We start from the raw sequence: 23898 nt of genomic DNA, 5'->3' as shown, positions 1-23898 counted from the left end.
GCAACTTTTAAATAAGAAACAAGTATTATGATATAATTTCCTAAAAGAAACAAAAAGGCAAAATATGACGTTGGGCGATAAGATTAAGTTTCTAAGAGAGAACAAGGGGCTGAATTTAAGCGAATTGGCCAAAAAAGCCGGAGTCGCCAAATCCACGCTTTTTAAAATAGAAGAGAATAAAACAAACCCGACAATCAATACCATATGGGCCATTGCGGATGTGTTGGGGGTGGCTTTCGGAGAGCTTGTCGGAGAAGGGGAAATTAAAGATGACGGGGTAAGTGTGGTTTTGATAGAAAAAACCGACAGATTCGAAAGTTATAAAATGACTTTAAAAGAAGGGGCCGAATATATTGCAAAACCTCATTTTCCGGGAAGTAAAGAAAAAATATACGTATTAAAAGGCGGCGTTTTGGCAGGAAGTATAGATAATCCTGAAAAAGCCGAAGAGGGGGATTTAATCGAGTTTGGCGCGGACAAAACGCATATTTATAAAGCCGCAGTTAAATCCACGCTTATCGTAACCATTTTTTATCCTGAAAAACGCTATTTTAAAGAAGACGTTTTTATTGATGTTTTTGATGAAAAAGAATATAAACGCTTAAACGGGCTTGTCAGTTCAGGCGTAGCCATAATAAGGGTTATTGCAAAAGAGGATAAATATGACGCCGGTAATGTAATAAAAAACGAAAACGGAATTTTTATTTTTAACAAGAATATGAAAACGGATGTTTCAGGCACATTGAGCATACGGGAATATGAAAGAAAAGTGATTTTGAAACATTTCAGAAAAGAACTTGTATACGCCGCATATCTTGCGCTGATAGGTGAGGTGGAAGCCGCAAAAGCTTTGGTTTTAAACAGTGAATTTACAGATATTAAAAAGGCTTTAAATGGAAAAAACTAAAAAAGGTCTGTTGGAAATGCTCGGAGCGACCTTCATATGGGGGTCAACGCCTCTTATGAGTATTTATTCCTCTCTTCCGAGCGGAGTGTTTGTATTTTTCAGGGTTTTGTTTGCGTTTCCGTTTATACTTTATTTTGCCGTCAGAAAAAGCGGTATAAGGGAATTTTTAAAACTGCGTCCGTTTTGGCCTCTTCTAATCAGCGGGATAGCTCTTAGCGTAAACTGGATATTTTTTTTCTGGGCGTTTAATTATGCCGATGTGGCGACTGTAGTTACGATATATTATGCCGGACCTATAATATCCCTGATTCTTGCCGGCGTGTTTTTAAAAGAGAGCTTAAACCGTTTTATTATTTTTTCCGCAGTTTTGGCTTTTGCAGGGGTAATAATAAGCAGCGGAGGGGTGAATTTTTCAAAAGGCGCGGTAATTGCATTGTTTGCGGCAATTAGTTACGGGGCGCTCGGATTTTTTTCAAAAATTGCCACAATGCATCACAGGGCTGCTGCAGTAACCGCCTGGCAGATTATTGTTTCAGTATTTATAACGGCTCCTTTTTTGTTTGTGTCCCGCTGGGAATTTAGCGTAACTTCTTTACTGATATCGTTTATTACCGGTGTTGTGCATACGGCGCTTGCACTGTTTTTATGGTATGACGCGCTTAATTACATTAAAGTGTCGATTGCGTCCGTTTTGCAGTATCTTGATATTGTGTTTGCAATGATTCTGGCATATATTTTTCTTCATCAGATACCGGGGGCAAATCAGATTGTCGGTGCTGTTTTAATTACCGCCGCCGGAGTGATAAGCAGTGTAAAAGAGGTAAAAAGTTAATTTTTTTTGACAATTTAAAAAATTTGATATAATTAATGCTAAATTAATAAAAGGAGAGAGAGATGTTAAAGAAAATATCAGCCGTGCTGGCTACTGCAGGGGCATTGTTGGCTTCTACAATGACTTTGGACATGAACTGTGTATACGGACCTAACAACTTTCACACAAAAGGTGCCGAAACGTTTGCTAAACTGGTTGAAAAATATTCAAACGGAACGTTAAAAATCAGAGTGCACGCCGGTAACGCTCTTGTGAAGGGAAATCCATTAAAAGCTGTAAAAGATGCAGTCGTGCCTATCAGCGATATGTTTTTGCCGTTTACTTCCGGGGGAGGAAAAGTGTTCGGAATTTCAGCACTGCCTTTTATAGCCAAATCTTATAACGACGCTTACAGGCTCTATGAGTTATCAAAACCCGCTTATGAGAAAGTGTGCAGAAAGTGGAATCAAAAATTTCTTTATGCCGTAAGCTGGCCGCCGAGCGGACTTTATACAAAATGGGAAGTAAAAAGTCTTAAAGACTTTAAAGGCATTAAAGCCAGAACTTATGATAAAAACTCTGCTAAATTTATTCAGTTGGCAGGCGGAAGCGCCGTTGCCCTGCCTTGGGCGGAAGTTTATTCCGCGCTTAGAACGGGACTGGTTAACGCGGTTGTTACTTCTTCCGTTTCCGGAAAAGACGGAAAATTCTGGGAAGTTTTGAATGATTTTACAAAAATAAATTACGCATATCCGTTACAGGGTGTTACTATTAACCTGGATTACTGGAAATCGTTAACTCCTATACAGCAAAAAGCGATTATGAGAGCTGCGAAAGAAACGGAGGCTATGCAGTGGAAAGTTTCAAAAGAAGAAGACGCAAAAGCGCTTAAAACTCTTCAGGCTCACGGTATGAAAATTGAAGACGCAACACCGACTCTAAAAAAACAGCTTGACGGAATAGCAGAAAAAATGTTAAACGATTATTTAAAAAACGCGCCTGAAGACGTAAAAGAAATATTTAAAAAATACAGACAATGAAATTTCTGATTAAATTAACTCAAAAGCTCTCCGATCTGGGGGCTTTTTTTTCTTCAATAGCTTTTATTTTACTGACCGGAATTATATTGACAGAAATATTTTCCAGAGCTATTTTTAACCATTCTACAATGATTGCAGACGAATATAGCGGTTATTTTTATCTGGCTTATGTTTTTCTGGGTTTAGGATATACTTTTAAAGAAAACGGCCATATAAGAATAACTATAGTTTATTCAAAAATGCCTAAAAAAATCAGAAAAATTATGGATTTTGTTGCTGGTCTGATTGCCCTGGCCGTAGTAGGTTTTATTTTTTACCGTTCGATTCTGCTCTGCTGGGAATCTTATTCATACGACATGGTCAGCGAAACGGTCAGTGAAACGCCTCTTTATTTAACGCAGATACCTATGGTTATAGGTTTATTTATTTTTCTTTTGTCAATTATAGGATTTTTGTTAAAGGTGATTAATGATAAGTGATCCTTTGGTTTTAACCGTTATACTTCTTGTCGTTATGTTCAGTTTTCTTTTAATGGGGGTATGGATAGCCATTTCTCTGATAGTGACGGGTATAATCGGAATGCTAATATTTCAGGTGCATCTGCCTCCGGTCATCAGTATATGGGACAAAATCGGTTCGCTTCTTGCGAGTTCTATGTACGATACATTGAATTCATGGTCTTTGGCGGCTCTTCCTATGTTTATTTTTATGGGAGAGCTTCTTTTCAGAAGCGATATATCCACCAAACTTTTTAACGGCCTTATACCGTGGTTTAATAAAATCCCGGGTAAGCTTTTGCATATAAACGTTGCCGCTTCTTCTTTATTTGCCGCTGTTTCAGGTTCTTCAGCTGCTACTACGGCGACTGTAGGGAAAATCACCTTAGAGGAGCTTAAAAAAAGAGGTTATGACAAAAAACTGGCAATAGGGTCTCTTGCCGGAAGCGGTACTCTCGGATTTTTGATTCCTCCCAGCCTTATAATGATTATTTACGGAGTTTTAGCCGACGTTTCTATAGGTAAACTGTTTATAGGCGGAATTCTTCCCGGATTGTTGCTGGCGAGCGCTTATTCGGCGTATATTATAATAGTCGCAAAAATTAAAAAAAACGTGGCTCCCGATGAAAAAGAATATACATGGGGAGACAGAATAAGAGCTATTAAAGAGCTTGTCCCGGTGTTTTTGCTTGTAGCTCTCGTACTTGGAAGTATTTACGGTGGATATGCGACTCCTACGGAAGCCGCGGCTTTAGGTGTGCTCGGAAGTATATTACTGTCTTTGTTTTTTAAAACTCTTAATTGGGAAGTGTTTAAAATATCTATGCTGAATTCTATTAAAACTACGGTAATGATAAGTTTTATAATAGCGGGAGCCGGGTTTTTATCTCAGGTTGTGGAATTTTTGGGTATTGCGAGAGCTATCAGCGAATGGATTGCGTCTATGCATTTAAGTCCGTACATGCTTATATTTGTAATAGGGATTATGTATATAATACTCGGAATGATTCTTGACGGTATATCAATTGTTGTAATGACGCTTCCGATTGTTTTGCCTATAATAATTCATGCAGGATTTGATCCTTTATGGTTTGGAATATTTTTGGTGCTGATGGTAGAACTTTCTCAGATAACTCCTCCTGTAGGTTTTTCTCTTTTTGTAATTCAGGGTATTTCCGGAGAAAAAATAGATTATATTCTTAAAGCCACTTTTCCGTTTTTTGTTATAATGATTCTAATAGTAGTGGTATTGACTGCTTTTCCTGAAATAGCACTATATCTTCCAAGGACGATGATAAAATGATAAAACTTAATGCGGATTTAGGAGAAAGTTTCGGGGCATACAGGGTAGGTATGGATGAAGAGATTATGCCTCTTATAGACATGGCAAACATCGCATGCGGATTTCATGCCGGAGATCCGCTTATAATGGATAAAACAGTTTTGCTTGCCAAAAATAACGGAGTAACGGTAGGTGCCCATCCCGGTTATCCGGATCTGCTCGGATTTGGGCGGAGAAGTATGAAGTGTGCGGGGATCGAAATAGAAAATTATATAATCTATCAGGCGGGTGCTCTTATGGCTTTTTGTGATAAACACGGCGTAAAAACCGAATATATAAAACCTCACGGGGCGCTTTATAACGATATGATGAGAGATACGGAAGTTTTCAGAGCCGTTTTAAACGCAGCAAAGACGCTGTCTCTGCCTTTAATGGTTTTAAGCAGCGGAAAAAATGAAGAATATGAAAAAATAGCTTCTGAATTCGGAGTAAAACTTATATTTGAAGCTTTTGCGGACAGAAACTATACGGATGACGGATTTCTTGTCCCAAGAACCAGACCGAATGCCGTTATAGAAAATGAAACGGAAATAATCGAAAGAGTCTTAATGTTTAAAGAAGGATATATTTTAAGCGAAAATAAAAAGGTATTAAAACTTAAAATAGACAGTATATGCGTACACGGAGATAATAAAAAAGCACTTGAAATTATCAAAGCCGTAAGAGACGTATTATGAAGTTCAGAGTGGCCGGTGCGGACAGTTTAATCATTGAATTCGGAAATGAGATAAATACCCAGACACATAAACTCGTTATGACGAATTATGAAAAATTAAAACCGTATTTTTTAGAAGTTACGCCTTCGTATACCACTATATTAATCAAATACGGTGTGGATAAAACGTATGACGATACGGTAGATAAAATTAAAGAACTGCTGGTTTATGATGTGGAGGAAGCAGAACAAAATTCCAAAATCATAACCATAGGCGCGTATTATGACGAATCCGTCGGATATGACCTCAAAAGAGTCGCCGAGTATCATAAAATAAGTGTTAAGGATGTTATAAAAATCCACTCTTCAAAAGTTTATGACGTATATGCGATAGGCTTTTTGCCAGGATTCGCTTATATGGGAACAGTAGATATTCCGACTCCGAGAGTTGAACCCAGAGACGAAGTGGCTAAAGGATCTGTAGGCATTGCGGGCGGACAAACTGGTATTTATCCGATGAAAAGTCCGGGAGGATGGAATATAATAGCAAGAACATATGAAAAACTTTTTGATGAAAATATTGACGGTTTTTCTCTGCTGAAAGTCGGAGACAGGGTAAAATTCGAACCTGTAACAAAAGAAGAGTTTATCAACAGAGGCGGTCAAATTGAGGGTGATTAAAGTATTAAACAGCGGATTTTTAAGCACGTTTCAGGATATGGGCAGAGCCGGGTATACGGATATAGGTCTTACCCACAGCGGCGTAATGGATGAATTTTCCTATCTTTTGGCAAACGCTTTATTGGGAGACAGGGAGAAAGCCTGTATAGAAGTTGCTTTTGGGAAATTTGAATTTGAGGTTTTAAGCGATGTTTCCGCGGCTGTATGCGCTCCTGAAGGTGAAATCGAAATAAACGGAGAAGTATTTAAAATAAACCGCAGTTTTAAGCTGAAAAAAGGCGATAAGGTTAAAATAAAACCCTTAAAAAAAGGCAATTTTTTATATCTGTGTATTAAAGGAGGATTTGACGCTCCGAAAAAATATTCCAGCGCCAGTGTGAGTATAAGAGAAAAAATACTCTCTCCTATAGAAAACGGAGATGTATTAAAAGCAAACGCACCTGATGTTGTACCTGTCAGATATTCCACTATTGCGCAGGAGTCCGGGGAATTCTTAAATTTAAGAATAATATTCGGTCATCAAAAAGAACTGTTTGATACGGATGAATTTTTGAAAAAAGATTTTGAACTGTTAAGGATTAACAGACAGGGAGCTGTTTTAAAAGGAGATATAAAGCCTAAAAAAGGCGATATTATATCCGAAGGTATAAGCTTCGGAACGGTTCAGATACCGGGCGGGGGCAACCCTATCGTGCTTCTTAAAGAACATCAGACCATAGGAGGCTATCCTAAAATAGGTAATGTATTGCCTATAGACTGTTTTAAACTTTCCCAGTTCAGAGGTAAAAAAATAAAATTTCAGGAAATAAAACTTGAAGAGGCAAAAAAAGAGGTAATAGATTTTTATGCTTTTTTTAAAAAACTGAATTTCAGTTTTTATGAAATGTATCATTAAAAAACAGGAACGTAAGTTTCCTGTTTAGGAGGAGGGGACTGTTTGGTAAACAGCTCTTTGTGTCCGTTTATAAAGTAGTAATGAACACCTTTTGGTATTTTAAATTTTCTTATTAGCTCAGGGTGTATTTCAAGCAGATGTCTGTAAAAATATGCAAAAGCCGGAGCTGAAACACGTCCGCCCGACATACTTTTACCAAGTGTAGTCGAGTCGTCGTTTCCAAACCAGACCAGTGTTTCCGTATCAGGAGTGTAGCCGCAGAACCACGCATCTCTGAAATCATTGGTAGTACCGGTTTTACCGGCTATTTGAATACCTTTTACTTTTGCTTTTCTACCTGTTCCTTTTTTTACTACGTCTTCAAGGATATTCGTTATAAGATAAGCCTGGCATTCGGGTTCTATATATTCGTATTTAGGTTCCGTTGTTATTGTTACGTTTTCTCTTGGAATAACTATTTTTTTGATTATGTGAACTTTGCTTTTTGTTCCGTAGTTGCTGAATATCGTATACAGTTCGCTGAATTTCCACATGCTTTCACCCACACTTCCAAGGGCTATACTTAAATTGTCAGGCAGTTTGTCAAATCCGAACGTGTACATTTCTTTAAGCACCGTGTCCAGTCCCATAGACATTACCAGGTTAATCGTTGCCAGGTTTCTTGAGTGGACAAGAGCTTCTCTGAGGGTAATCAGTCCTAATGTGTTTTTTTCATAGTTTTTAGGTTTCCAGTATTTGTCCTCATCGGGCACGTCGCTTGGAATTTTGAACGTTCTGCTTATATCCGGAACAAGACTCGCGGGATTGTATCCTATGTTTAAAGCGATCTGGTAGATAAAAGGTTTAATGGAGCTTCCCACGCTTCTTCTTGACTGGACGGCGCGGTTGAATTTGCTTTTCTGGTAATCCGCTCCTCCGACCAGGGCAAGCACTTCGCCTGTTTGAGGTCTTACGGTTATCATGGCTCCGTTAAGCTGTGTGGCGTTAAGGTCCGGATTCATGTTTAGAAGCCTCTGTTTATTCCATTTGACGGTTTCCTGCGCCAGTTTTTGCGTAGGCAGGTCGATTGTAAGGTAAATATCGTAGCCTTTGGTAAACATGTCCGGATATTTCGGAAGCAGTCTCATAATAGCTGTATCTACCGCATAAGGGGCTTTTTCTTCAAGCATTTTTTTATAAACTTTAGGTCTTGCGAGAATGGCCTGTTTATATTCCTGCGGGGATATCCATCCCAAAATATACATTCTTTTTATAATTCTGTCCGCTCTTTTGATATTCAGTTCGTAATTTCTTGTAGGGTCGTATAAAGAAGGCCCTTTCGGAAGTGCGATAAGCATAGCGATTTCTTTAAGGGTGAGGTCTTTAAGGCTTTTATGGAAATATCCGTAAGCTGCAGTGGCGATTCCGTAATAGCCGTGACCTAAATAGATCTGGTTCAGGTATCTTTCAAGTATCTGTTCTTTTGTCAGGAAATGTTCCACTTTAAGAGAAATAATCATTTCTTTGAGTTTTCTCTGGATGGTTTTTTTACGGTTAAGATAGATGTTTCTTACAAGCTGCTGGGTTATTGTAGACGCCCCTTCTACTTTTTTACCGGCTTTTATGTCTTTAACTAAAGCTCTGAGTATGGCATTGAAATTTATACCTTCATGTTCGAAAAATGACGTATCTTCCGTTGCTATAAGCGTTTCTATGACTCTTCCGGGGATGTCTTTGTATTTTACGTAAAAGCGGTTTTGGTTTTTGTATTTTACGGCCAGCAGATTTCCATTTCTGTCGTAAAATCTTGCGCTAAGAGGCGGGTTGTAATATATGATTTTTTCGCTTGCGAATCTGATTGAGTTATATAAATATAAAAAATAGCCTAAAACGCCCAGTGTTATAATAAATCCCAATATAAGAAAAAATGTGAATATTTTTTTGAACAAATTATTCCTTTAAAAAATCAATTGTATTTTGAATTATATCAATTTCGACGTCAAGGCGTCCAATAATTCTAAAAATAGGCGTTTTTACGGTCGGGGGCCTTATGGCCCCTATCAGTATGTTGCGGTTAAATAAATGCTTTTGCTTTAAAAGGAGTGCTTTATTGTCTTGGGCAGGTAGAATTTTAATTAAAGAATCTGAATTTAAGATTAATTTTCTCTTATTTATTTCTCTTTTATAAAAATTTATGTTTTTTTCTATCTCTTCAAGCGAATAGTAGGCCGTCAAAGTATCCATAGGACTGAGAGCCGTAGTGTAAATAACGCTTTTTGCCCTGTTCAGAAGAAACTGTATTATTTCTTTATTTGCGAGAATGTAAGCTCCGTAGCTTCCTAAAGCTTTTCCCAAAGTCCCCATTTTAACTGTTTTTTCCGGATTAAGATTATATTCGTCCGTAATTCCCATCAGGTTGTCGCCCAGCACTCCCACACTGTGTGCTTCATCTATTATAAGAATGCCTATTTCCTGTGCAAAGTCGGTAATTTCTTTTAAAACCTTGTCTCCCTCCATTGAATATACGCCTTCCACGACTACAAACACCCTTTTATAATTTTTATAATTTTCGGCTTTTGCAGCTAAATCTTCAATGTCGTTGTGGGCAAAAAATTTTACTTCGGCGCCTGTCAGCCTGCTTCCTATGATTCCGCTTGCATGGTATTCTTCGTCCACTATAAACAAATCGCCTTTTCTTCCAAGCTCAAAAAGCGCCAAATTGGCCAAAAATCCGCTTCCGAGTATTAAAGCGTCTTCAAAATTATTGAGTTTTTTCAGCTTTTCTTCAAGCAGCTGATGTGAAGGGTGATATCCGTTTACAAGCATTGAAGCTTTGGCCGCATGGGATCGGTATTTTTTTGCGTGTGTGTATGCTTTGTCCAGGATTTGACCGTTGTGGGCAAGCCCTAAATAATCGTTGCTGGCAAGGTCTATTATGTTTTCGTCATATAATTTTCTTTCTCTTAATCTGTTTTTTTGCTTTAAAACGGCTAATTCTTTTTCATACATTATTAATTTAATGCCTTTTTTGTTAAAATTTTATCAAAAAAGGCCTTTTATGGATATAAGAAAAAAGTTTTTGGAATTTTTTGAAAGCAAGGGGCATAAAGTTTATCCTTCGGCTCCTTTGGTTCCGGAAGATCCTACCCTTCTTTTTACAAACGCGGGGATGGTCCCTTTTAAGCCTATTTTTACGGGTGAAAAACCGGCTCCTACACCGCCTAGAGCATGTTCTTCCCAGCTTTGTATGAGAGCGGGCGGAAAGCACAACGACCTTGAAAACGTAGGTTATACCAACAGACACCACACTCTTTTTGAAATGCTCGGAAACTTCAGCTTCGGTGATTATTTTAAAGAAGAAGCCATAGCTTATGCGTGGGAATTCGTAACCGAAGTGCTTGAGCTTCCAAAAGAGAGATTATGGATTACTATTCACGACAGCGACGACGAAGCCGGTAAAATATGGGAAAAATACGTTCCAAAAGAGAGAATAGTAAAAATGGGAGATAAAGACAACTTCTGGCAGATGGGTGACACGGGGCCTTGCGGACCTTGCAGTGAGATACATTTCGACCAGGGTGCGGATAAATTTAATTCTCCTGAAGATTATTTAGGGGGAGACGGAGATAGATTTCTTGAAATCTGGAACCTTGTATTTATGCAGTATAACCGTGATGAAAACGGAAAACTCACTCCACTTCCGAAACCTAGTATCGATACGGGAATGGGATTAGAGAGAATTACGGCTATTAAAGAAGGTGTCACAAGCAACTACGACAGTTCGATTTTCAGACCTCTTCTTAAAAAAATCGTAGAAATTACAGGCAAAGAATATCACACTGATAAAAGAGGCGCGAGCCACAGGGTAATTGCGGATCATATCAGAGCGGTGACTTTCCTGACAGCTCAGGGCGTGCAGTTCAGCAGGGAAGGAAGAGGATACGTTCTTAGAAGAATTTTAAGAAGAGGCGTTAGACACGGATATCTTCTGGGGATGAGAGAGCCTTTTATGTACAAAATCGTAGACACCCTCGCAGAGCAAATGGGAGAACAGTATCCGTATCTTCTTGAAAAGAAAGAATCGGTAAAAGACACTATAAAACTTGAAGAAGAGAGATTTTTCGAAACGATTGACAAAGGAATGCAGCTTTTCGAAGAAGAACTTAAAAAAACAACGGGCAATACGTTCAGCGGTGAGGTTGCGTTTAAACTTTACGACACATACGGCTTTCCGCTTGATTTAACTCAGGATATGTTAAGAGAGGTAAACAAACAGGTTGATATGAAAACGTTTAATACTCTTATGCAGGAACAAAAAGACAGAGCCCGTGCTAACTGGAAAGGAAGCGGGGACGTTAAGATTAATTTAAAAGATCTTGAAAAAGTGGAAAACAACAAATTCGTTGGATATGAGCATACGGAGTATAAAACCAAAGTAAAAGCCCTTTTTGATGAAAATATGAATATGGTTGATTCGCTTAACGGCAGCGGATGGGTAATGCTTGAAGAGACTCCTTTTTACGCAGAAAGCGGTGGACAGGTAGGAGACAAGGGTGAACTTGTTAAAGACGGTAAAGCAGTCGCAAAAGTTGTGGATACTAAAAAGTTTGATGATAAGAACTTAAGCAAAGTAGTTGAAGCTGAGCTTAAAACAGGCGATGAGGTGGTGGCTAAGGTTGATGAAAGCAGAAGCGAAATTGCCAAAAACCATACGGCTACACACCTTCTTCACGCGGCACTTAGAAAAGTACTCGGTGAGCATGTGACACAGGCAGGATCTTTAGTTGAAGCAAACAGACTGAGATTCGATTTCACGCATCCAAAAGCGCTTACGAAAGAAGAGCTTGATAGTATAGAAGAGATGGTAAACAGAGTTATCGCCAAATCAATTCCTGGCGAAGTTAAGGAAATGAGTATTGACGAAGCTAAAAAAATGGGTGCTATGGCGCTTTTCGGAGAAAAATACGGAGATGTTGTAAGAGTTGTGAAATTCGGAGATTTCAGCGTCGAGCTTTGCGGAGGAACGCATGTAAACAACACGGCTGAAGTTAACAGCTTTTATATCATTAAAGAAAGCGGTGTAAGCGCGGGAGTCAGAAGAATTGAAGCCGTTGCGGGATTCGGTGCTTATAAATATGCTAAAGGATTCAGAGATCTTGTAGAAGAGATTAAGTCTGAAAACAAAGCAAAAGATCTAAAAGTGTTTGTAGAAAAACAAAAAGAAGAAATTAAAAAATTAAAAACCGAAATAAAAGAGCTTGAAAAAGCGGCTGTTAAAGAAATTAAACCGGTTAGTAAAGACGGAATCAATTACGTTATAGAAAGAATTGACAATGCAAACCTAAGAGAAATCGCAACAGACCTTAAAGGAAAGGTTGATAATTTAGTGGCGTTTTTAGCGGGTGAGAACAAAGGCAAAGTTACGCTTGTGGCTGTTTCTACCGTTGACAGCGTAAAAGCTGGAGATTTAATTAAAAACTACGCCCCTATAGTAGGAGGAAAAGGCGGAGGAAAACCTGATTTTGCACAGGGCGGAGGAAAAGACGCCGGTAAAATCGACGAGCTTATTGCAAAAGTAAAAGAAGATTTGATTTAGTAAATATAAATAAAGGAAGAAAGGATGAAAATATTATTAGTCGAGGATGATAAACAGTTAGGGCGCGCACTTAAAAAAACACTTGAAGCCAAAGGGTATGAAGTTAATCATATTGAAGACGGGGAGGATGCTTTTAACGATATACTGATTAACGAATACGACGTTTATCTTTTAGATATAAACCTGCCTAAAATAGACGGACTTAAACTTATAAAACTTATAAGACATAAAAACAGCGAAGCAATAATCATAATGATTACCGCTTCCGCGGAAATTGAAGATATGGAAAAAGCATACGGCGAGAACCACGACGGATGCGACGAATATATAAAAAAACCTTTTCACAGCGAAGAGCTTCTTCTTAGAATCAACCACTGGCTTAAAGTAAAAAAAGAACAGTGTGTAAAAAGTGCGGAAGATCTTCAAAAAATTACAATTGACAATATGGATTTTTATTTTGACACACTTGATCTGTATATAGACGGAGTATTGGCAAATCTTAGAAAAAAAGAAAAAAGACTTCTTGCAATACTGCTTAAAAATATAGGCAAAACCGTTTCTAAAGAAGAGATAGTGAGTTATGTGTGGGAGAATGAAAACAGAAAAGAGTATCCTCTAAGACAGCTGGTAAGCGAACTTAAAAACAAACTGCCCAAAGACTATATAACCTCCGTAGTCGGAATAGGATACAGATTTGATAAAAAATAAAAAGATAACGCTTAACAGAGTTATTTTTATTTTTTTTATAATAGTGACTATAGTTACTTTTATATTTATATATATACAGTATAACAGTTCTAAAAAAATTTTGGTTCAGAGTTATATAAACAAATTTGCTTTTCAGTCTCTTCAGATTAAAGAAAAATTTAAAAATGTTTTTGACAGGGCTTTGTATATTTTTAAAACCCATGAAGAAACAGATGTGGGAAAACTTTATTTACTTCCGTTTTTTTATGAAAACGGATATATGGATTTGGACAATGTTGCTAAAGTGCTAAATTCTGATGTCAGAAAAGGACATTATGAAATTTTTATGATAAACAGAAAATACAAAGTCGTCAAAGCCACATATAAACCTGATATCGGTTATGATTTAGGCAAGCTTCCGGCTTTTAGAAAAGTTTTAAATGATGTGTTTGAAGGCAAAGAGGAAATAAATATTTCTAATATATTTTTAGACATTGCCTCGATGAATCTTAAAAAATATTATCTTATACGCTCTCCGGATAAAAAATATCTTCTTCAGCTTGCATATGTTGTTGATATTTATAATGACCTTAAGAAAATATATGATTTTGTAAGGCCGAGTGTTAAGGATTTGGATATCTATTTTGTAAACAAATATCTAATCTATAAAATAAATATGAAAAAAAGATACCAGAAAAAGGCTCCATTGCTCACACTTTATAAAAATTCATATAAAATATTAAATGAAATAATCAAATGTGATGAAAGCGGTGAAAATAAAAAGCCTCAGCTTCAGTTTGGAGATAAAAACGCTTTTCTTTTTAAAAAAGTAGTTGATCTGTTTAAGAAAAACAACAATATAATAAAAAAGTTTAATTATGATAAAAACGAACTGGTTATGTATACGTTAATAAATTCCGTTTTTGACCAAACTGACAACAGGGTTATAATTAAAACCGTTTATGATATAGGAAGTATGAAAAAGGATCTGGATAAACTGTTAAACAATCTGTTTTTGACGTTTGCGTTTTTAATTTTGATATTTATAATATTATATATACTTATTATACACCGTGCTTCACAGACGATTATCAAATTAGTTAACTATATGAAAAAAAACGAGCCGTGTGAAGACTGTAAATCGTTTATTAAAGAAATAGACGAATTAAAAGAGAGTTATAACTCTTTACATTACAAACTGAATATGGAAATAGAAAAGAATAAAAACCTGCTTGATTTAAACAGAAGATTTATCGTAGATACCATTCACCAGATAAGAACCCCTCTTAATGTTATTATGCTTAATATGGATTTATTAAAACTTGAAATTCAGAACAAAAACGTTCAGGATATTATTGAAGAAATAGACGCAGCCGTAGCCATGCTGAACAACTCTTATGAGGATTTGGCTTATTTATCGTCAAACAATACCGCTATTACTTATAAACCTTCACATATAAATATTTCACAGGTGTTAAAAGAAAGAGTGCATTTTTTCAATACAATTGCAAAAGTTAACGATAAAAAGCTTATAACGGATATTGATGACGACATAGAATATTATATAAACAGAATAGAATTTGAAAGAATAGTGGACAATAATATTTCAAATGCAATTAAATATTCTACGGATGAAGATATATTTATAGAATTAAAAAAATATAAAGACAAAATAATTTTAAGATTCAGATCTTATGGAGAGCCGATAAAAGATCCTGAAAAAATATTTGAAAAAAATTACAGGGAACAGACTCATAAAAGAGGACTTGGCCTGGGACTTAACATTGTTAAAAACATATGCGATAAATATTCAATAAGATATAAAGTTTATTATGAAAATGAAATGAATGTATTCGAATACCGGTTTAAAGTTTAATATGTTAATTTTGATACAATTTCAATAAAAAAGGTTCATATGATACTATGCAGTTCTTCTCCGACAAGAGCAAAATTATTAAAACGCGCAGGTGTGGAATTTATACAAAAAAGCTGCAGTTTTGACGAGGAAAGCATAGTTAGCGAAGATCCTTATGAGTTTGTTTCTGTAGCAAGTTTAGGAAAATTTAAAGCATGTACAGAATGCTTTAAAAATGAAGATATTATAGCGGCTGACACCGTGGTTACGGACGGTAAAGAGATTTTAAGAAAAGCCAAATCCCGTGAAGACGCTAAAAATATTTTATTAAAACAAAGCGGCAGAGAGATAAGAATAGTGACTTCTATGTGGGTTAAATATAACGGAAGAATTTTTTCGAGACTTGATGAGACTGTTTATGAATTTGAAGAGTTTGACCAAAAAGATCTGGAGAGATATCTTGATTCCGGAGAATGGCATGGAAAAGCGGGAGCCTGTATGGTAGAAGGATTTTGTAAAAAGTATATTAAAAACGTTAAAGGTTATGAATCAACGGCTATGGGGCTTTGCGTAGAGGAATTATTAAAAATTATAGGAGTGGAAAATGTTAATTAGGGAAATTCAGGAATTTCAAAAAATAAGAAAAGATGCAAGGGCGTATTTTTGTTATCTGTTTCAGAGAAATCTTCCAAACAGACTTCCGAATATAGGAATTGACGTTGTATATGAAGGGCTTGAAAGAATAGTTCACGAACTTCCTGGAGCAAATGCCGCATATATTTTAGATGCCTCAGGTAAACAGATCAGTAAAATGATTACTGTGAAAGAAAAATATAAAGATTTTCAGGTTGAGTTTAATCAGTCCAACAGAACATATTTTTATAAAGCCGTAAAAGAGAAAAAATGTATTTTGACGGATCCGTATCCTAGTCTTATCGGCGGAGAAATGGTTGTAAGCGCGGCAATGCCTATTTTTAATGATAAAGGTGATCTTCTATATGTAGCTGTAATAGACCTTCCTATCGAAGAGATACTTAAATTTGTGCATCATGAAAAAGGTGATACGTGGGCGCATAATTTTAACAGGGTTGTTTACGGTATTTTTGCAGCGGCGTTATTTGCTATTTGTGTGCTTTTGTTTATAGACGGAATTAAAATGTTTTTTACGTATACGCTTAACAATATAGACGTAAAAAAAATGTTTGAATCTACTATTTTAATTACCTTGTCGCTTGCGCTTTTCGATTTGGTTAAAACACTTCTTTTTGAAGAAGTTATAGGAGAAAAAGAAGACCATCCGTTTGCAATACATAAAACTATGATTAAGTTTTTGGGAAGCATTGTAATCGCGCTTGCTATCGAAGGTTTGATGCTGGTATTTAAATTTGCTATGATAGCGCCTCAGAAATTAATGTACGCAGCAATGCTTTTAGCCGCTGTAACGTTTTTACTGGTGGGACTGGCGTATTATATGAAAAACGTAGGTAAAGACATTAAATAATTGAGAATTGAGAATGGAGAATTGATAATGAAGATTGGTATTGTTGATTACAATATGGGTAATCTTGCAAGTGTAAGCAACGCTTTTCAAAAAATAGGCGCCGATGCTGAAATTGTAAAAGATGCAGATAAATTAAAAAACTACGATAAACTTGTTTTTCCGGGTGTCGGAGCGTTTGGAGACGCAATGGAGCATTTAAGGGATACTAATCTTGATGAAGCCATGAAAGAATTTGTTAAAAGCGGGAAGTATGTTATAGGAGTGTGTCTAGGCATGCAGCTTCTGTTTGAAAGCAGCGAAGAATTTGGTGCGCATGAAGGGTTGGGAATCATACCCGGAAGCGTTGTCAGATTTGATAAAAAAATAGAAAGCACACATAAAGTCCCACATATGGGTTGGAATAAAATGTTTTTTGTAAAAGAGACTCCTCTTTTTGAAACTTTGAATAACCCTTATTTATATTTTGTTCATTCATATCATGCCGTATGTGATGAAAAGTATATAATAGGCAAAACATTATACGGTTATGAATTTGTCAGTGCGGTTAACAAGGACAATGTTTTCGGTTTTCAGCCGCATCCTGAAAAAAGCCATAGCGCAGGGCTTAAAATTTTAGAAAATTTTGTAAAACTATAAGGAGAATAAATGACAATATTTCCGGCGATAGATTTAAAAGACGGTCAGGCGGTCAGACTGACAAAAGGTTTAATGGACAGTGCAAAAGTATACAGCAGCGAACCTTACGAACTTGCAAAAAGATTTGAAGAAATGGGAGCAGAGTGGCTTCATATCGTTGATTTAAACGGAGCTTTTGCGGGAGAACCGAAAAATATAGAACAGATAGAAAAAATAAGAAAAAACACTAATCTTAAAATTCAGCTTGGCGGCGGAATCAGAGATGAAAAAAATATAAAAAGATATCTGGATCTTGGAATAAACAGACTGATTTTAGGAAGTATAGCGGCAAAAAATCCTCAATTAGTTTCCGAACTTGCCGATAATTATCCAATAGCCGTAGGAATAGACGCAAAAGACGGATTTGTTGCTATAGACGGATGGGACAAGACGGAGGGTATAAAAGCTGTCGAACTTGCCAAAATGTATGAAAATTCTAAAATAGAGTGTATAATTGCAACAGATATTTCTAAAGACGGCACGCTAAGCGGTCTTAATATCGATTTTATACTTGATATAGGTAAAGCCAGTAAAAAGCCCGTAATTGCGAGCGGAGGAGTTGCAAGCGAAGACGATATAAAAAAAGTAAAAGAGAATAATATATACGGTGTTATAATAGGAAAAGCTTTTTATGAAGGCAAGATAGATTTAGAAAAAATTTTAAAGGAGTATTAATGGGAAAAATATTAGTAGTTGATGACTCTTCAACAATGAGAAGAATAATAGTAAATACTCTGGCCAGACTTGGATTTAAAGACACTATCCAGGCGGCTGACGGAGTTGAAGCATGGGAAGCATATCAGAAAGAAAAAGACAACATAGACGCAATTATTACCGACTGGAATATGCCAAATATGAACGGACTGGAGTTTGTAATTAAAGTAAGAGAAGTTGATAAAGAAACTCCTATTATTATGGTTACTACAGAAGGCGGTAAAAAAGAAGTTATTACTGCTCTTAAAGCCGGAGTGAACAACTATATTGTTAAACCTTTTACACCTCAGGTATTAAAAGAAAAACTCGAAGCGGTACTTGGAAGCAAATGACAGATAAGTATTATGAATTAAGTGTCAATGTTTCATCTTTTAAAGATGAAATAGAAAACTTTTTAATGGAAAGATTTTTTAACGGGATTGAAGAAAGAAACAATACTCTTATATTAAGAAGCGAAGATAAATTTGAAGATTTAATTAAAGAACTTGAAGAATACGTAAAAGCTTTAGAAGAAATATTTAATACCAAAATAGATTTAAAAATAGATATTAAAGAAAAATCAAATCAGGACTGGATTAAAACGTATCAGGAATCGGTAAAACCTGTTGAAATAGAAGAATTTTATATACATCCTAGCTGGTATGAACCGAAAAAAGACAAAATAAATATTTTGATAGATCCCGCACTGGCTTTTGGCAGCGGACATCATGAGACGACAAGAAGCTGTGTAAAAGCTATAAAAAGATATGTTAAAAACGGGGACACCCTTCTTGATGTAGGATGCGGAAGCGGTATATTAGGAATCGTGGCAAGCAAGCTCGGAGCAAAAGTTGACGCGTGCGATACCGATCCTCTGGCAGTGGAGAGCACAAAAGAAAATTTTGAACTGAATAATGCCGAATATAAAAACATTTGGCAGGGGAGCGCCGGCAATACGGATAAAAAATATGATGTGGTAGTGGCAAATATTATAGCGGACGTATTGATTTTTATAGCAAAAGAGTTAAAAGAAAAGGTTAATAGTTATTTAATTTTATCGGGTATAATAGACAAATATAAAGATAAAGTGCTTAAAAAATATTTAGATGAATTTGAACTAGTTGAAGAAATCCCTGAAAACGAATGGGTAACATTAATTTTAAAAAGGAAATAGATGGCAAATAAAAAGAACGACGATAATAATTTTTTTAATAAAAATCCCTTAATACTATTTATTATTTTTGCTTTGGTTATTGTAGTTATATTTAGAAGCATAGCTCCTAGTGCAACAGGCGAAGTAAGTGCGATAGTTAACGGTAATCAGCCGGTGATGCATCTGACGTATTCGGATATTAAAAAACTGGCAAAAGAAAAAAAACTTGAATATGTAGCGATAGGCAAAACTATAATTAAAGCAAAACTGAAAGACGGAGCGGTTGTAACTGTTCAAAAAGTTCCGGGTGACACTACGTTGATTCCGATTTTGGATAAAAACAATATACCATACGGGGCAATTAACGACAGCAACTGGCTTAACGATCTGATATTCGGATGGATAATTCCTATATTCATATTTTTTGCAATATGGATGTTTTTGGCAAGCCGTATGCAAAAAGGCATGGGAGGAGTTTTAGGAGTCGGAAGTGCTAAAGGTCTTATAAAAAGTGAAAAACCGAATGTGAAATTCAGCGATGTGGCTGGAAACGACGAAGCAAAAGAAGAAGTGGTCGAAATCGTCGATTTTCTTAAAAATCCGGAAAGATATATAGAACTCGGCGCAAAAATTCCCAAGGGTGTGTTATTAGTAGGACCTCCGGGTACTGGTAAAACACTTCTTGCAAAAGCGGTTGCCGGGGAAGCGGATGTTCCGTTTTTTGCGGTAAGCGGGAGCAGTTTTATAGAAATGTTTGTCGGTGTCGGTGCAGCCAGGGTTAGAGACCTGTTTAACCAGGCTAAAAAAGAAGCGCCTAGTATTATATTTATAGATGAAATAGATGCTATAGGTAAAAGCAGAGCCGCAGGCGGTATGATGGGCGGAAATGACGAAAGAGAACAGACCCTCAATCAGCTGTTGGCGGAAATGGACGGATTTGATTCAAACGAGCCTGTAATAGTACTTGCAGCTACAAACAGACCAGAAGTTTTGGATCCTGCACTTCTCAGACCAGGAAGATTCGACAGACAGGTGCTGGTAGATAAGCCTGATTTTGAAGGAAGAGTGCAGATTCTTGAAGTGCATATTAAAAAAATCAAAGCCGGAAAAGACGTTGATTTAAAAGAAATAGCAAAAATGACCGCGGGACTTGCGGGTGCGGATTTGGCTAATATTGTTAACGAAGCTGCGCTTCTTGCCGGAAGAAAAGGCAAAAAAGAAGTAAACCAGGAAGAATTTGTAGAAGCCGTTGAAAGACAGATAGCCGGACTTGAGAAAAAAAGCAGACGTCTAAACGAAAAAGACAAAAAAATTGTCGCATATCATGAAAGCGGCCATGCCGTTATTGCGGAGATTACACCGAAAGCCAGAAAAGTAAAAAAAGTTTCAATAGTGCCAAGAGGTCTTGCGGCTTTAGGTTATACACTGAATCTGCCGGAAGAAGACAAATATTTAATGCAAAAAAGCGAGCTTTTGGCGGAAGTAGATACACTGCTCGGAGGACGTGCGGCCGAAGAAGTGTTTATAGGTGAAATTTCTACCGGTGCCGGAAACGACCTTGAAAGAGCTACAGATATATTAAAATCAATGGTTATGATATACGGTATGACGGAAGTGGCCGGACTTATGGTACTTGAAAAACAGTCAAACAAATTTTTAGGCGGAGGATTTGCGCAAAACAGGGACTATTCTGAAAAAATGCAGGAAGAAGTCGACAGTTTTATTAAAAAAACTCTTGAAGAAAGATATACTCACGTTAAAAACAAACTGAAAGAATATAAGCCGGTAATAGAAAAAATGGTTAAAGAACTTTATGAAAAAGAAGTTATAGAAGGCAGTGTGGTAAGAGAATTTATAAAAGAGTTTGAAAATCCTGAAAAACAGGATGAAGAACCTAACGGGGAGGAAAATGAAAACGGAAATAATTCTTAAAGAAGGTTATCCGTTTATATTTGTAAGCGGAGGGCTTTTTTTTATCTCTTTAGTTTTTAAATTCGCTCTGTTCTGGCAGATACTTTTTTTTGTCTTTTTTGCTTTTTTTGTATTTTTTTTCAGGAATCCGGAAAGAGTTCCCGAAGATACCAGCAAAGGCGCCGTAATATCTCCAAGTGACGGTGAAATCATTGAAATTGTGGAAACAAAAGCGCCTTTAACAGGTGAAAATATGATAAAAATATCAATAAAACTTTCACTCTTTGACGTACATGTTCAAAGAAGCCCGATTGAGGGTGAGATTACTGCAAAAGAGTATATTCACGGGCTGTTTTTGTCTTTAAGTGATAAAAAGGCAAGCGAGCTTAATGAACAAAACAGAGTGCTTTTTTCAAACGCATCAAAAGTCGTAGTCAATCAGATTGCTGGATTTATAACAAGAAGAATAGTGGATTTCGGCAAATTTGGAAGAATCTCTTTAGGTGAAAGATACGGAATGATAATGTTCGGAAGCCAGGTTGATTTATATCTGCCTAAAAATACAAAAATAAAAGTTACCGAATTTCAAAAAGTAAAAGCCGGAGAAAGTTTAATAGGATTTTTGAATGAAAGTTAAGTTTGCATATTTAATACCTAATTTTTTTACCGCATTAAGCGTATTTTTCGGGATAATGAGCATTATTGCCTCATCACAGGGAAAATTTGAAAAAGCGTTTATTTATATTGTTTTTAGTCTTATTGCGGACGGTCTTGACGGAAGAGTTGCGAGACTTACAAACACGACGAGTAAATTCGGAGTAGAATTTGATTCTTTAGCAGATATTGTTGCGTTCGGAACGGCTCCTGCAATGTTTTTATTTTTTGCTATAGGAGAGCATTACGGAAGATTCGGAGCATTAGTGAGCGGGCTTTATGTTGTTTTCGGAGCTATAAGACTTGCAAGGTTTAACGTTACCACAAACGAAAATGACCCGAGATATTTTATCGGACTGCCGATTCCTACGGCTGCAGTTGTTTTGGGCAGCTGGATAATGCTTGATGTTAAATATCAAAGCAATTTCGATATTGCTATTTTGATAGGCGCTCTGTTTTTGAGCTTTTTGATGGTAAGCAATTTCAGATATCCTAGTTTTAAAAAAATAGACTTAAATAAAAACGTTGCATTAAAAGTACTGATAATAATCATAATATTAGCGTCATTTATTTACCTATATCCGGTAGAAGCGTTATCCGCTATATTAACGGTATATGCGTTTTACGGTTTTTTCAGGGGAATAAGAGGATATATAAAAGTGATGAAATCTAAACGATAATTTTTTTCCATTGACAAAAAATTAAATTTAAAGTACAATACCAAACAGGTTATATACGGTTAATTAAGTAATTATTACTGCAAATTGGTATAATTTCATATTATTTATAAAGGATATTTTATGGAAATGGTAAAAATTTTTGATACCACATTAAGAGACGGAGAGCAGAGTCCCGGGGCATCAATGACTATTGAAGAAAAAATAAAAGTTGCCCGCCAGCTTGAAAAACTTAAAGTAGATATTATAGAAGCAGGATTTGCGGCTGCGAGCCCCGGTGATTTTGAAGCTATTAACAATATTGCAAAAGAAGTAAGCGAAAGCACGGTATGTTCGCTTGCAAGAGCTGTGGAAAAAGACATTAAAGCGGCTGCGGACGCTATAGCTCCGGCAAAACTTAAAAGAATACATACGTTTATTGCGACAAGTCCTATTCATATGGAATATAAACTAAGAATGAGTCCTGACGAAGTTATAAAAAGAGCTGTGGACGCCGTGAAATATGCAAGAAGTTTCGTACAAGACGTAGAATTTTCATGTGAAGACGCAGGTAGAAGCGAAATGAGCTTTTTAAAAGAAATAATTGCGGCGGTTATTGAAGCGGGAGCTACGACTATAAATATCCCGGATACCGTTGGTTACAGATTTCCTACCGAAATGGGGGCTATGATTAAAGAGCTTACCGATTATTTTCCAAAAGACGTAATTTTCAGCGTTCACTGCCACAACGACTTAGGCCTTGCGACGGCAAACTCGCTTTACAGCGTTTTAAACGGGGCGAGACAGGTGGAATGCACTATAAACGGACTTGGCGAGAGAGCCGGAAACGCAGCTCTTGAAGAAATTGTAATGGCTATAAAAGTAAGGCGTGATCTGTTTGACGGAATTGATACCAGAATAGAAACAAAAGAGATATACCCTACAAGCAGACTTGTGTCAAGTGTTACGGGCATAGAACCGCAGCCGAATAAAGCAATTGTAGGTAAAAATGCGTTTGCTCATGAGAGCGGTATCCACCAGGACGGTGTTCTTAAACATAAAGAAACATATGAAATTATGAGTGCGGAGAGTATAGGGCTAGACGTTAAAGATACGATTGTGCTCGGAAAACACAGCGGAAGACACGCATTTTCCAAAAAACTTGAAGCTTTAGGTTTTAAACTAAACGATGAAGAATTAAACGAAGCGTTTATGAAATTTAAAAAACTGGCTGACAAGAAAAAAGAAATTTACGACGAAGATATTATTGCTATATTAAACGACACTATGGATTCTACGCCTAAGACGTATGAACTGGTTTCTCTTCAGCTTAGCGACTGCAGCGACGGTATGCCAAGCGCCGCCGCTAAAATAAAATTTGAAGACAAGATTTACGTAGACGCGGCTATAGGGGAAGGAACCATAGATGCGGTGTTTAAAGTAATAGACAGAATCAGCGGATTCAGCGGACATTTGATGGATTATAAAGTTGAAGCGGTAAGCCGCGGTAAAGACGCTCTTGCGAAAGTTATGGTTAAGGTGGTGTTTGATGAGAACAAACCTGCCGTTATGGGTCACGGACTCAGTATTGATACGATGCTTGCCAGTGCGAGGGCGTATATTAACGCACTTAACAATTATGTGCATATGAAAGATTTATTGCAGAAAAAAATAAGCTATAAAGACAGTATATAAAAATTAAAAAACAGG

General features: G+C 36.7%; 23 protein-coding genes. 21 read left to right on the top strand and 2 right to left on the bottom strand.

Going from position 1 to position 23898, the window contains the following annotated elements:
• Window positions 1-64: 64 nt before the first annotated feature.
• The 8 genes from ACZ5EP_RS07140 to ACZ5EP_RS07105 all read left to right on the top strand — a co-directional run bounded on the left by ACZ5EP_RS07140 (window position 65) and on the right by ACZ5EP_RS07105 (window position 6828).
• On the top strand, window positions 65-907 hold the full coding sequence (locus ACZ5EP_RS07140; RefSeq protein ID WP_464508541.1) for a helix-turn-helix domain-containing protein: 843 nt from the start codon (window positions 65-67) through the stop codon (window positions 905-907).
• Complete coding sequence (locus ACZ5EP_RS07135) at window positions 894-1739, top strand: DMT family transporter (RefSeq protein WP_464508540.1); 846 nt, start codon at window positions 894-896, stop codon at window positions 1737-1739. Before ACZ5EP_RS07140 ends, ACZ5EP_RS07135 begins: the two co-directional genes overlap by 14 nt.
• A 62-nt stretch (window positions 1740-1801) precedes the next feature.
• Window positions 1802-2758 (top strand): TRAP transporter substrate-binding protein, encoded by a 957-nt coding sequence (locus tag ACZ5EP_RS07130; protein ID WP_464508539.1) that lies wholly within the window; start codon window positions 1802-1804, stop codon window positions 2756-2758.
• The gene (locus ACZ5EP_RS07125; RefSeq protein WP_464508538.1) at window positions 2755-3237 is read left to right on the top strand and encodes a TRAP transporter small permease subunit; all 483 of its coding nucleotides are present in this window, start codon (window positions 2755-2757) and stop codon (window positions 3235-3237) included. The genes ACZ5EP_RS07130 and ACZ5EP_RS07125 overlap by 4 nt, the downstream gene beginning before the upstream one ends.
• Complete coding sequence (locus ACZ5EP_RS07120; RefSeq protein WP_464508537.1) at window positions 3227-4558, top strand: TRAP transporter large permease; 1332 nt, start codon at window positions 3227-3229, stop codon at window positions 4556-4558. The genes ACZ5EP_RS07125 and ACZ5EP_RS07120 overlap by 11 nt, the downstream gene beginning before the upstream one ends.
• Window positions 4555-5274, top strand: coding sequence for a 5-oxoprolinase subunit PxpA (locus tag ACZ5EP_RS07115; RefSeq protein ID WP_464508536.1), 720 nt, complete (start codon window positions 4555-4557; stop codon window positions 5272-5274). The genes ACZ5EP_RS07120 and ACZ5EP_RS07115 overlap by 4 nt, the downstream gene beginning before the upstream one ends.
• Window positions 5271-5933, top strand: a complete 663-nt coding sequence (pxpB, locus tag ACZ5EP_RS07110; protein ID WP_464508534.1) for a 5-oxoprolinase subunit PxpB — start codon at window positions 5271-5273, stop codon at window positions 5931-5933. Before ACZ5EP_RS07115 ends, pxpB begins: the two co-directional genes overlap by 4 nt.
• Window positions 5926-6828: a 5-oxoprolinase subunit C family protein gene (locus tag ACZ5EP_RS07105; RefSeq protein WP_464509642.1), complete on the top strand. Its 903-nt coding sequence runs from the start codon at window positions 5926-5928 to the stop codon at window positions 6826-6828. The genes pxpB and ACZ5EP_RS07105 overlap by 8 nt, the downstream gene beginning before the upstream one ends.
• Here the strand turns inward: ACZ5EP_RS07105 and ACZ5EP_RS07100 are convergent.
• Both ACZ5EP_RS07100 and ACZ5EP_RS07095 read right to left on the bottom strand, forming a co-directional pair.
• Window positions 6825-8756 (bottom strand): transglycosylase domain-containing protein, encoded by a 1932-nt coding sequence (locus tag ACZ5EP_RS07100; protein ID WP_464508533.1) that lies wholly within the window; start codon window positions 8754-8756, stop codon window positions 6825-6827. The two genes, ACZ5EP_RS07105 and ACZ5EP_RS07100, sit on opposite strands and share 4 nt — an antisense overlap.
• A 1-nt stretch (window position 8757) precedes the next feature.
• Window positions 8758-9816: an aminotransferase class I/II-fold pyridoxal phosphate-dependent enzyme gene (locus ACZ5EP_RS07095; protein ID WP_127679242.1), complete on the bottom strand. Its 1059-nt coding sequence runs from the start codon at window positions 9814-9816 to the stop codon at window positions 8758-8760.
• A gap of 49 nt (window positions 9817-9865) precedes the next feature.
• Here ACZ5EP_RS07095 and alaS point away from each other — a divergent pair, with 49 nt between their 5' ends.
• From alaS to ACZ5EP_RS07030, 13 genes are all read left to right on the top strand, one after another.
• The gene (alaS, locus tag ACZ5EP_RS07090; RefSeq protein WP_464508532.1) at window positions 9866-12403 is read left to right on the top strand and encodes an alanine--tRNA ligase; all 2538 of its coding nucleotides are present in this window, start codon (window positions 9866-9868) and stop codon (window positions 12401-12403) included.
• Window positions 12404-12427: 24 nt separating this feature from the next.
• Window positions 12428-13111, top strand: a complete 684-nt coding sequence (locus tag ACZ5EP_RS07085) for a response regulator transcription factor (RefSeq protein ID WP_464508530.1) — start codon at window positions 12428-12430, stop codon at window positions 13109-13111.
• The gene (locus tag ACZ5EP_RS07080; protein WP_464508529.1) at window positions 13098-14966 is read left to right on the top strand and encodes a sensor histidine kinase; all 1869 of its coding nucleotides are present in this window, start codon (window positions 13098-13100) and stop codon (window positions 14964-14966) included. Before ACZ5EP_RS07085 ends, ACZ5EP_RS07080 begins: the two co-directional genes overlap by 14 nt.
• Before the next feature lie 39 nt (window positions 14967-15005).
• Entirely contained in the window at window positions 15006-15560 is a 555-nt protein-coding gene (maf, locus tag ACZ5EP_RS07075) for a septum formation inhibitor Maf (protein WP_464508528.1), read from the top strand.
• Window positions 15550-16446 (top strand): PDC sensor domain-containing protein, encoded by an 897-nt coding sequence (locus tag ACZ5EP_RS07070; RefSeq protein ID WP_464508527.1) that lies wholly within the window; start codon window positions 15550-15552, stop codon window positions 16444-16446. The genes maf and ACZ5EP_RS07070 overlap by 11 nt, the downstream gene beginning before the upstream one ends.
• A gap of 27 nt (window positions 16447-16473) precedes the next feature.
• Window positions 16474-17082, top strand: coding sequence for an imidazole glycerol phosphate synthase subunit HisH (gene hisH, locus ACZ5EP_RS07065; protein WP_464508526.1), 609 nt, complete (start codon window positions 16474-16476; stop codon window positions 17080-17082).
• Between the two features lie 9 nt (window positions 17083-17091).
• Window positions 17092-17796: a 1-(5-phosphoribosyl)-5-[(5-phosphoribosylamino)methylideneamino]imidazole-4-carboxamide isomerase gene (hisA, locus tag ACZ5EP_RS07060; RefSeq protein ID WP_464508525.1), complete on the top strand. Its 705-nt coding sequence runs from the start codon at window positions 17092-17094 to the stop codon at window positions 17794-17796.
• Complete coding sequence (locus tag ACZ5EP_RS07055; RefSeq protein WP_127679250.1) at window positions 17796-18167, top strand: response regulator; 372 nt, start codon at window positions 17796-17798, stop codon at window positions 18165-18167. Before hisA ends, ACZ5EP_RS07055 begins: the two co-directional genes overlap by 1 nt.
• Window positions 18164-18988 carry a 50S ribosomal protein L11 methyltransferase gene (locus tag ACZ5EP_RS07050; RefSeq protein ID WP_464508524.1) on the top strand — a complete coding sequence of 275 codons (825 nt, stop codon included), beginning with the start codon at window positions 18164-18166 and terminating at the stop codon, window positions 18986-18988. Before ACZ5EP_RS07055 ends, ACZ5EP_RS07050 begins: the two co-directional genes overlap by 4 nt.
• On the top strand, window positions 18989-20899 hold the full coding sequence (gene ftsH, locus ACZ5EP_RS07045) for an ATP-dependent zinc metalloprotease FtsH (RefSeq protein WP_464508523.1): 1911 nt from the start codon (window positions 18989-18991) through the stop codon (window positions 20897-20899). It abuts the gene before it with no gap.
• Window positions 20877-21515, top strand: coding sequence for a phosphatidylserine decarboxylase (locus tag ACZ5EP_RS07040; RefSeq protein WP_464508522.1), 639 nt, complete (start codon window positions 20877-20879; stop codon window positions 21513-21515). Before ftsH ends, ACZ5EP_RS07040 begins: the two co-directional genes overlap by 23 nt.
• On the top strand, window positions 21505-22212 hold the full coding sequence (gene pssA / locus ACZ5EP_RS07035; RefSeq protein WP_127679254.1) for a CDP-diacylglycerol--serine O-phosphatidyltransferase: 708 nt from the start codon (window positions 21505-21507) through the stop codon (window positions 22210-22212). The genes ACZ5EP_RS07040 and pssA overlap by 11 nt, the downstream gene beginning before the upstream one ends.
• 120 nt (window positions 22213-22332) lie before the next feature.
• Window positions 22333-23883: a 2-isopropylmalate synthase gene (locus ACZ5EP_RS07030; RefSeq protein ID WP_464508521.1), complete on the top strand. Its 1551-nt coding sequence runs from the start codon at window positions 22333-22335 to the stop codon at window positions 23881-23883.
• Window positions 23884-23898: the final 15 nt, after the last annotated feature.

Source organism: Nautilia abyssi, assembly GCF_055388085.1.
The sequence above is the reverse complement of the archived record's forward strand: the minus strand, read 5'-3'. Positions and strand labels throughout refer to the sequence as shown.

Bases quoted from the DNA above. Each gene is read 5' to 3' on its own strand.
- maf (WP_464508528.1), top strand. From the start codon at position 15,006: ATGATACTATGCAGTTCTTCTCCGACAAGAGCAAAATTATTAAAACGC.
- alaS (WP_464508532.1), top strand. From the start codon at position 9,866: ATGGATATAAGAAAAAAGTTTTTGGAATTTTTTGAAAGCAAGGGGCAT.
- ACZ5EP_RS07130 (WP_464508539.1), top strand. From the start codon at position 1,802: ATGTTAAAGAAAATATCAGCCGTGCTGGCTACTGCAGGGGCATTGTTG.
- ACZ5EP_RS07125 (WP_464508538.1), top strand. From the start codon at position 2,755: ATGAAATTTCTGATTAAATTAACTCAAAAGCTCTCCGATCTGGGGGCT.
- ACZ5EP_RS07095 (WP_127679242.1), bottom strand. From the start codon at position 9,816: ATGTATGAAAAAGAATTAGCCGTTTTAAAGCAAAAAAACAGATTAAGA.
- hisH (WP_464508526.1), top strand. From the start codon at position 16,474: ATGAAGATTGGTATTGTTGATTACAATATGGGTAATCTTGCAAGTGTA.
- ACZ5EP_RS07140 (WP_464508541.1), top strand. From the start codon at position 65: ATGACGTTGGGCGATAAGATTAAGTTTCTAAGAGAGAACAAGGGGCTG.
- ACZ5EP_RS07040 (WP_464508522.1), top strand. From the start codon at position 20,877: ATGAAAACGGAAATAATTCTTAAAGAAGGTTATCCGTTTATATTTGTA.
- pxpB (WP_464508534.1), top strand. From the start codon at position 5,271: ATGAAGTTCAGAGTGGCCGGTGCGGACAGTTTAATCATTGAATTCGGA.
- hisA (WP_464508525.1), top strand. From the start codon at position 17,092: ATGACAATATTTCCGGCGATAGATTTAAAAGACGGTCAGGCGGTCAGA.
- ACZ5EP_RS07085 (WP_464508530.1), top strand. From the start codon at position 12,428: ATGAAAATATTATTAGTCGAGGATGATAAACAGTTAGGGCGCGCACTT.
- ACZ5EP_RS07115 (WP_464508536.1), top strand. From the start codon at position 4,555: ATGATAAAACTTAATGCGGATTTAGGAGAAAGTTTCGGGGCATACAGG.
- ACZ5EP_RS07135 (WP_464508540.1), top strand. From the start codon at position 894: ATGGAAAAAACTAAAAAAGGTCTGTTGGAAATGCTCGGAGCGACCTTC.
- ACZ5EP_RS07120 (WP_464508537.1), top strand. From the start codon at position 3,227: ATGATAAGTGATCCTTTGGTTTTAACCGTTATACTTCTTGTCGTTATG.
- ftsH (WP_464508523.1), top strand. From the start codon at position 18,989: ATGGCAAATAAAAAGAACGACGATAATAATTTTTTTAATAAAAATCCC.
- ACZ5EP_RS07030 (WP_464508521.1), top strand. From the start codon at position 22,333: ATGGAAATGGTAAAAATTTTTGATACCACATTAAGAGACGGAGAGCAG.
- ACZ5EP_RS07050 (WP_464508524.1), top strand. From the start codon at position 18,164: ATGACAGATAAGTATTATGAATTAAGTGTCAATGTTTCATCTTTTAAA.
- pssA (WP_127679254.1), top strand. From the start codon at position 21,505: ATGAAAGTTAAGTTTGCATATTTAATACCTAATTTTTTTACCGCATTA.
- ACZ5EP_RS07070 (WP_464508527.1), top strand. From the start codon at position 15,550: ATGTTAATTAGGGAAATTCAGGAATTTCAAAAAATAAGAAAAGATGCA.
- ACZ5EP_RS07055 (WP_127679250.1), top strand. From the start codon at position 17,796: ATGGGAAAAATATTAGTAGTTGATGACTCTTCAACAATGAGAAGAATA.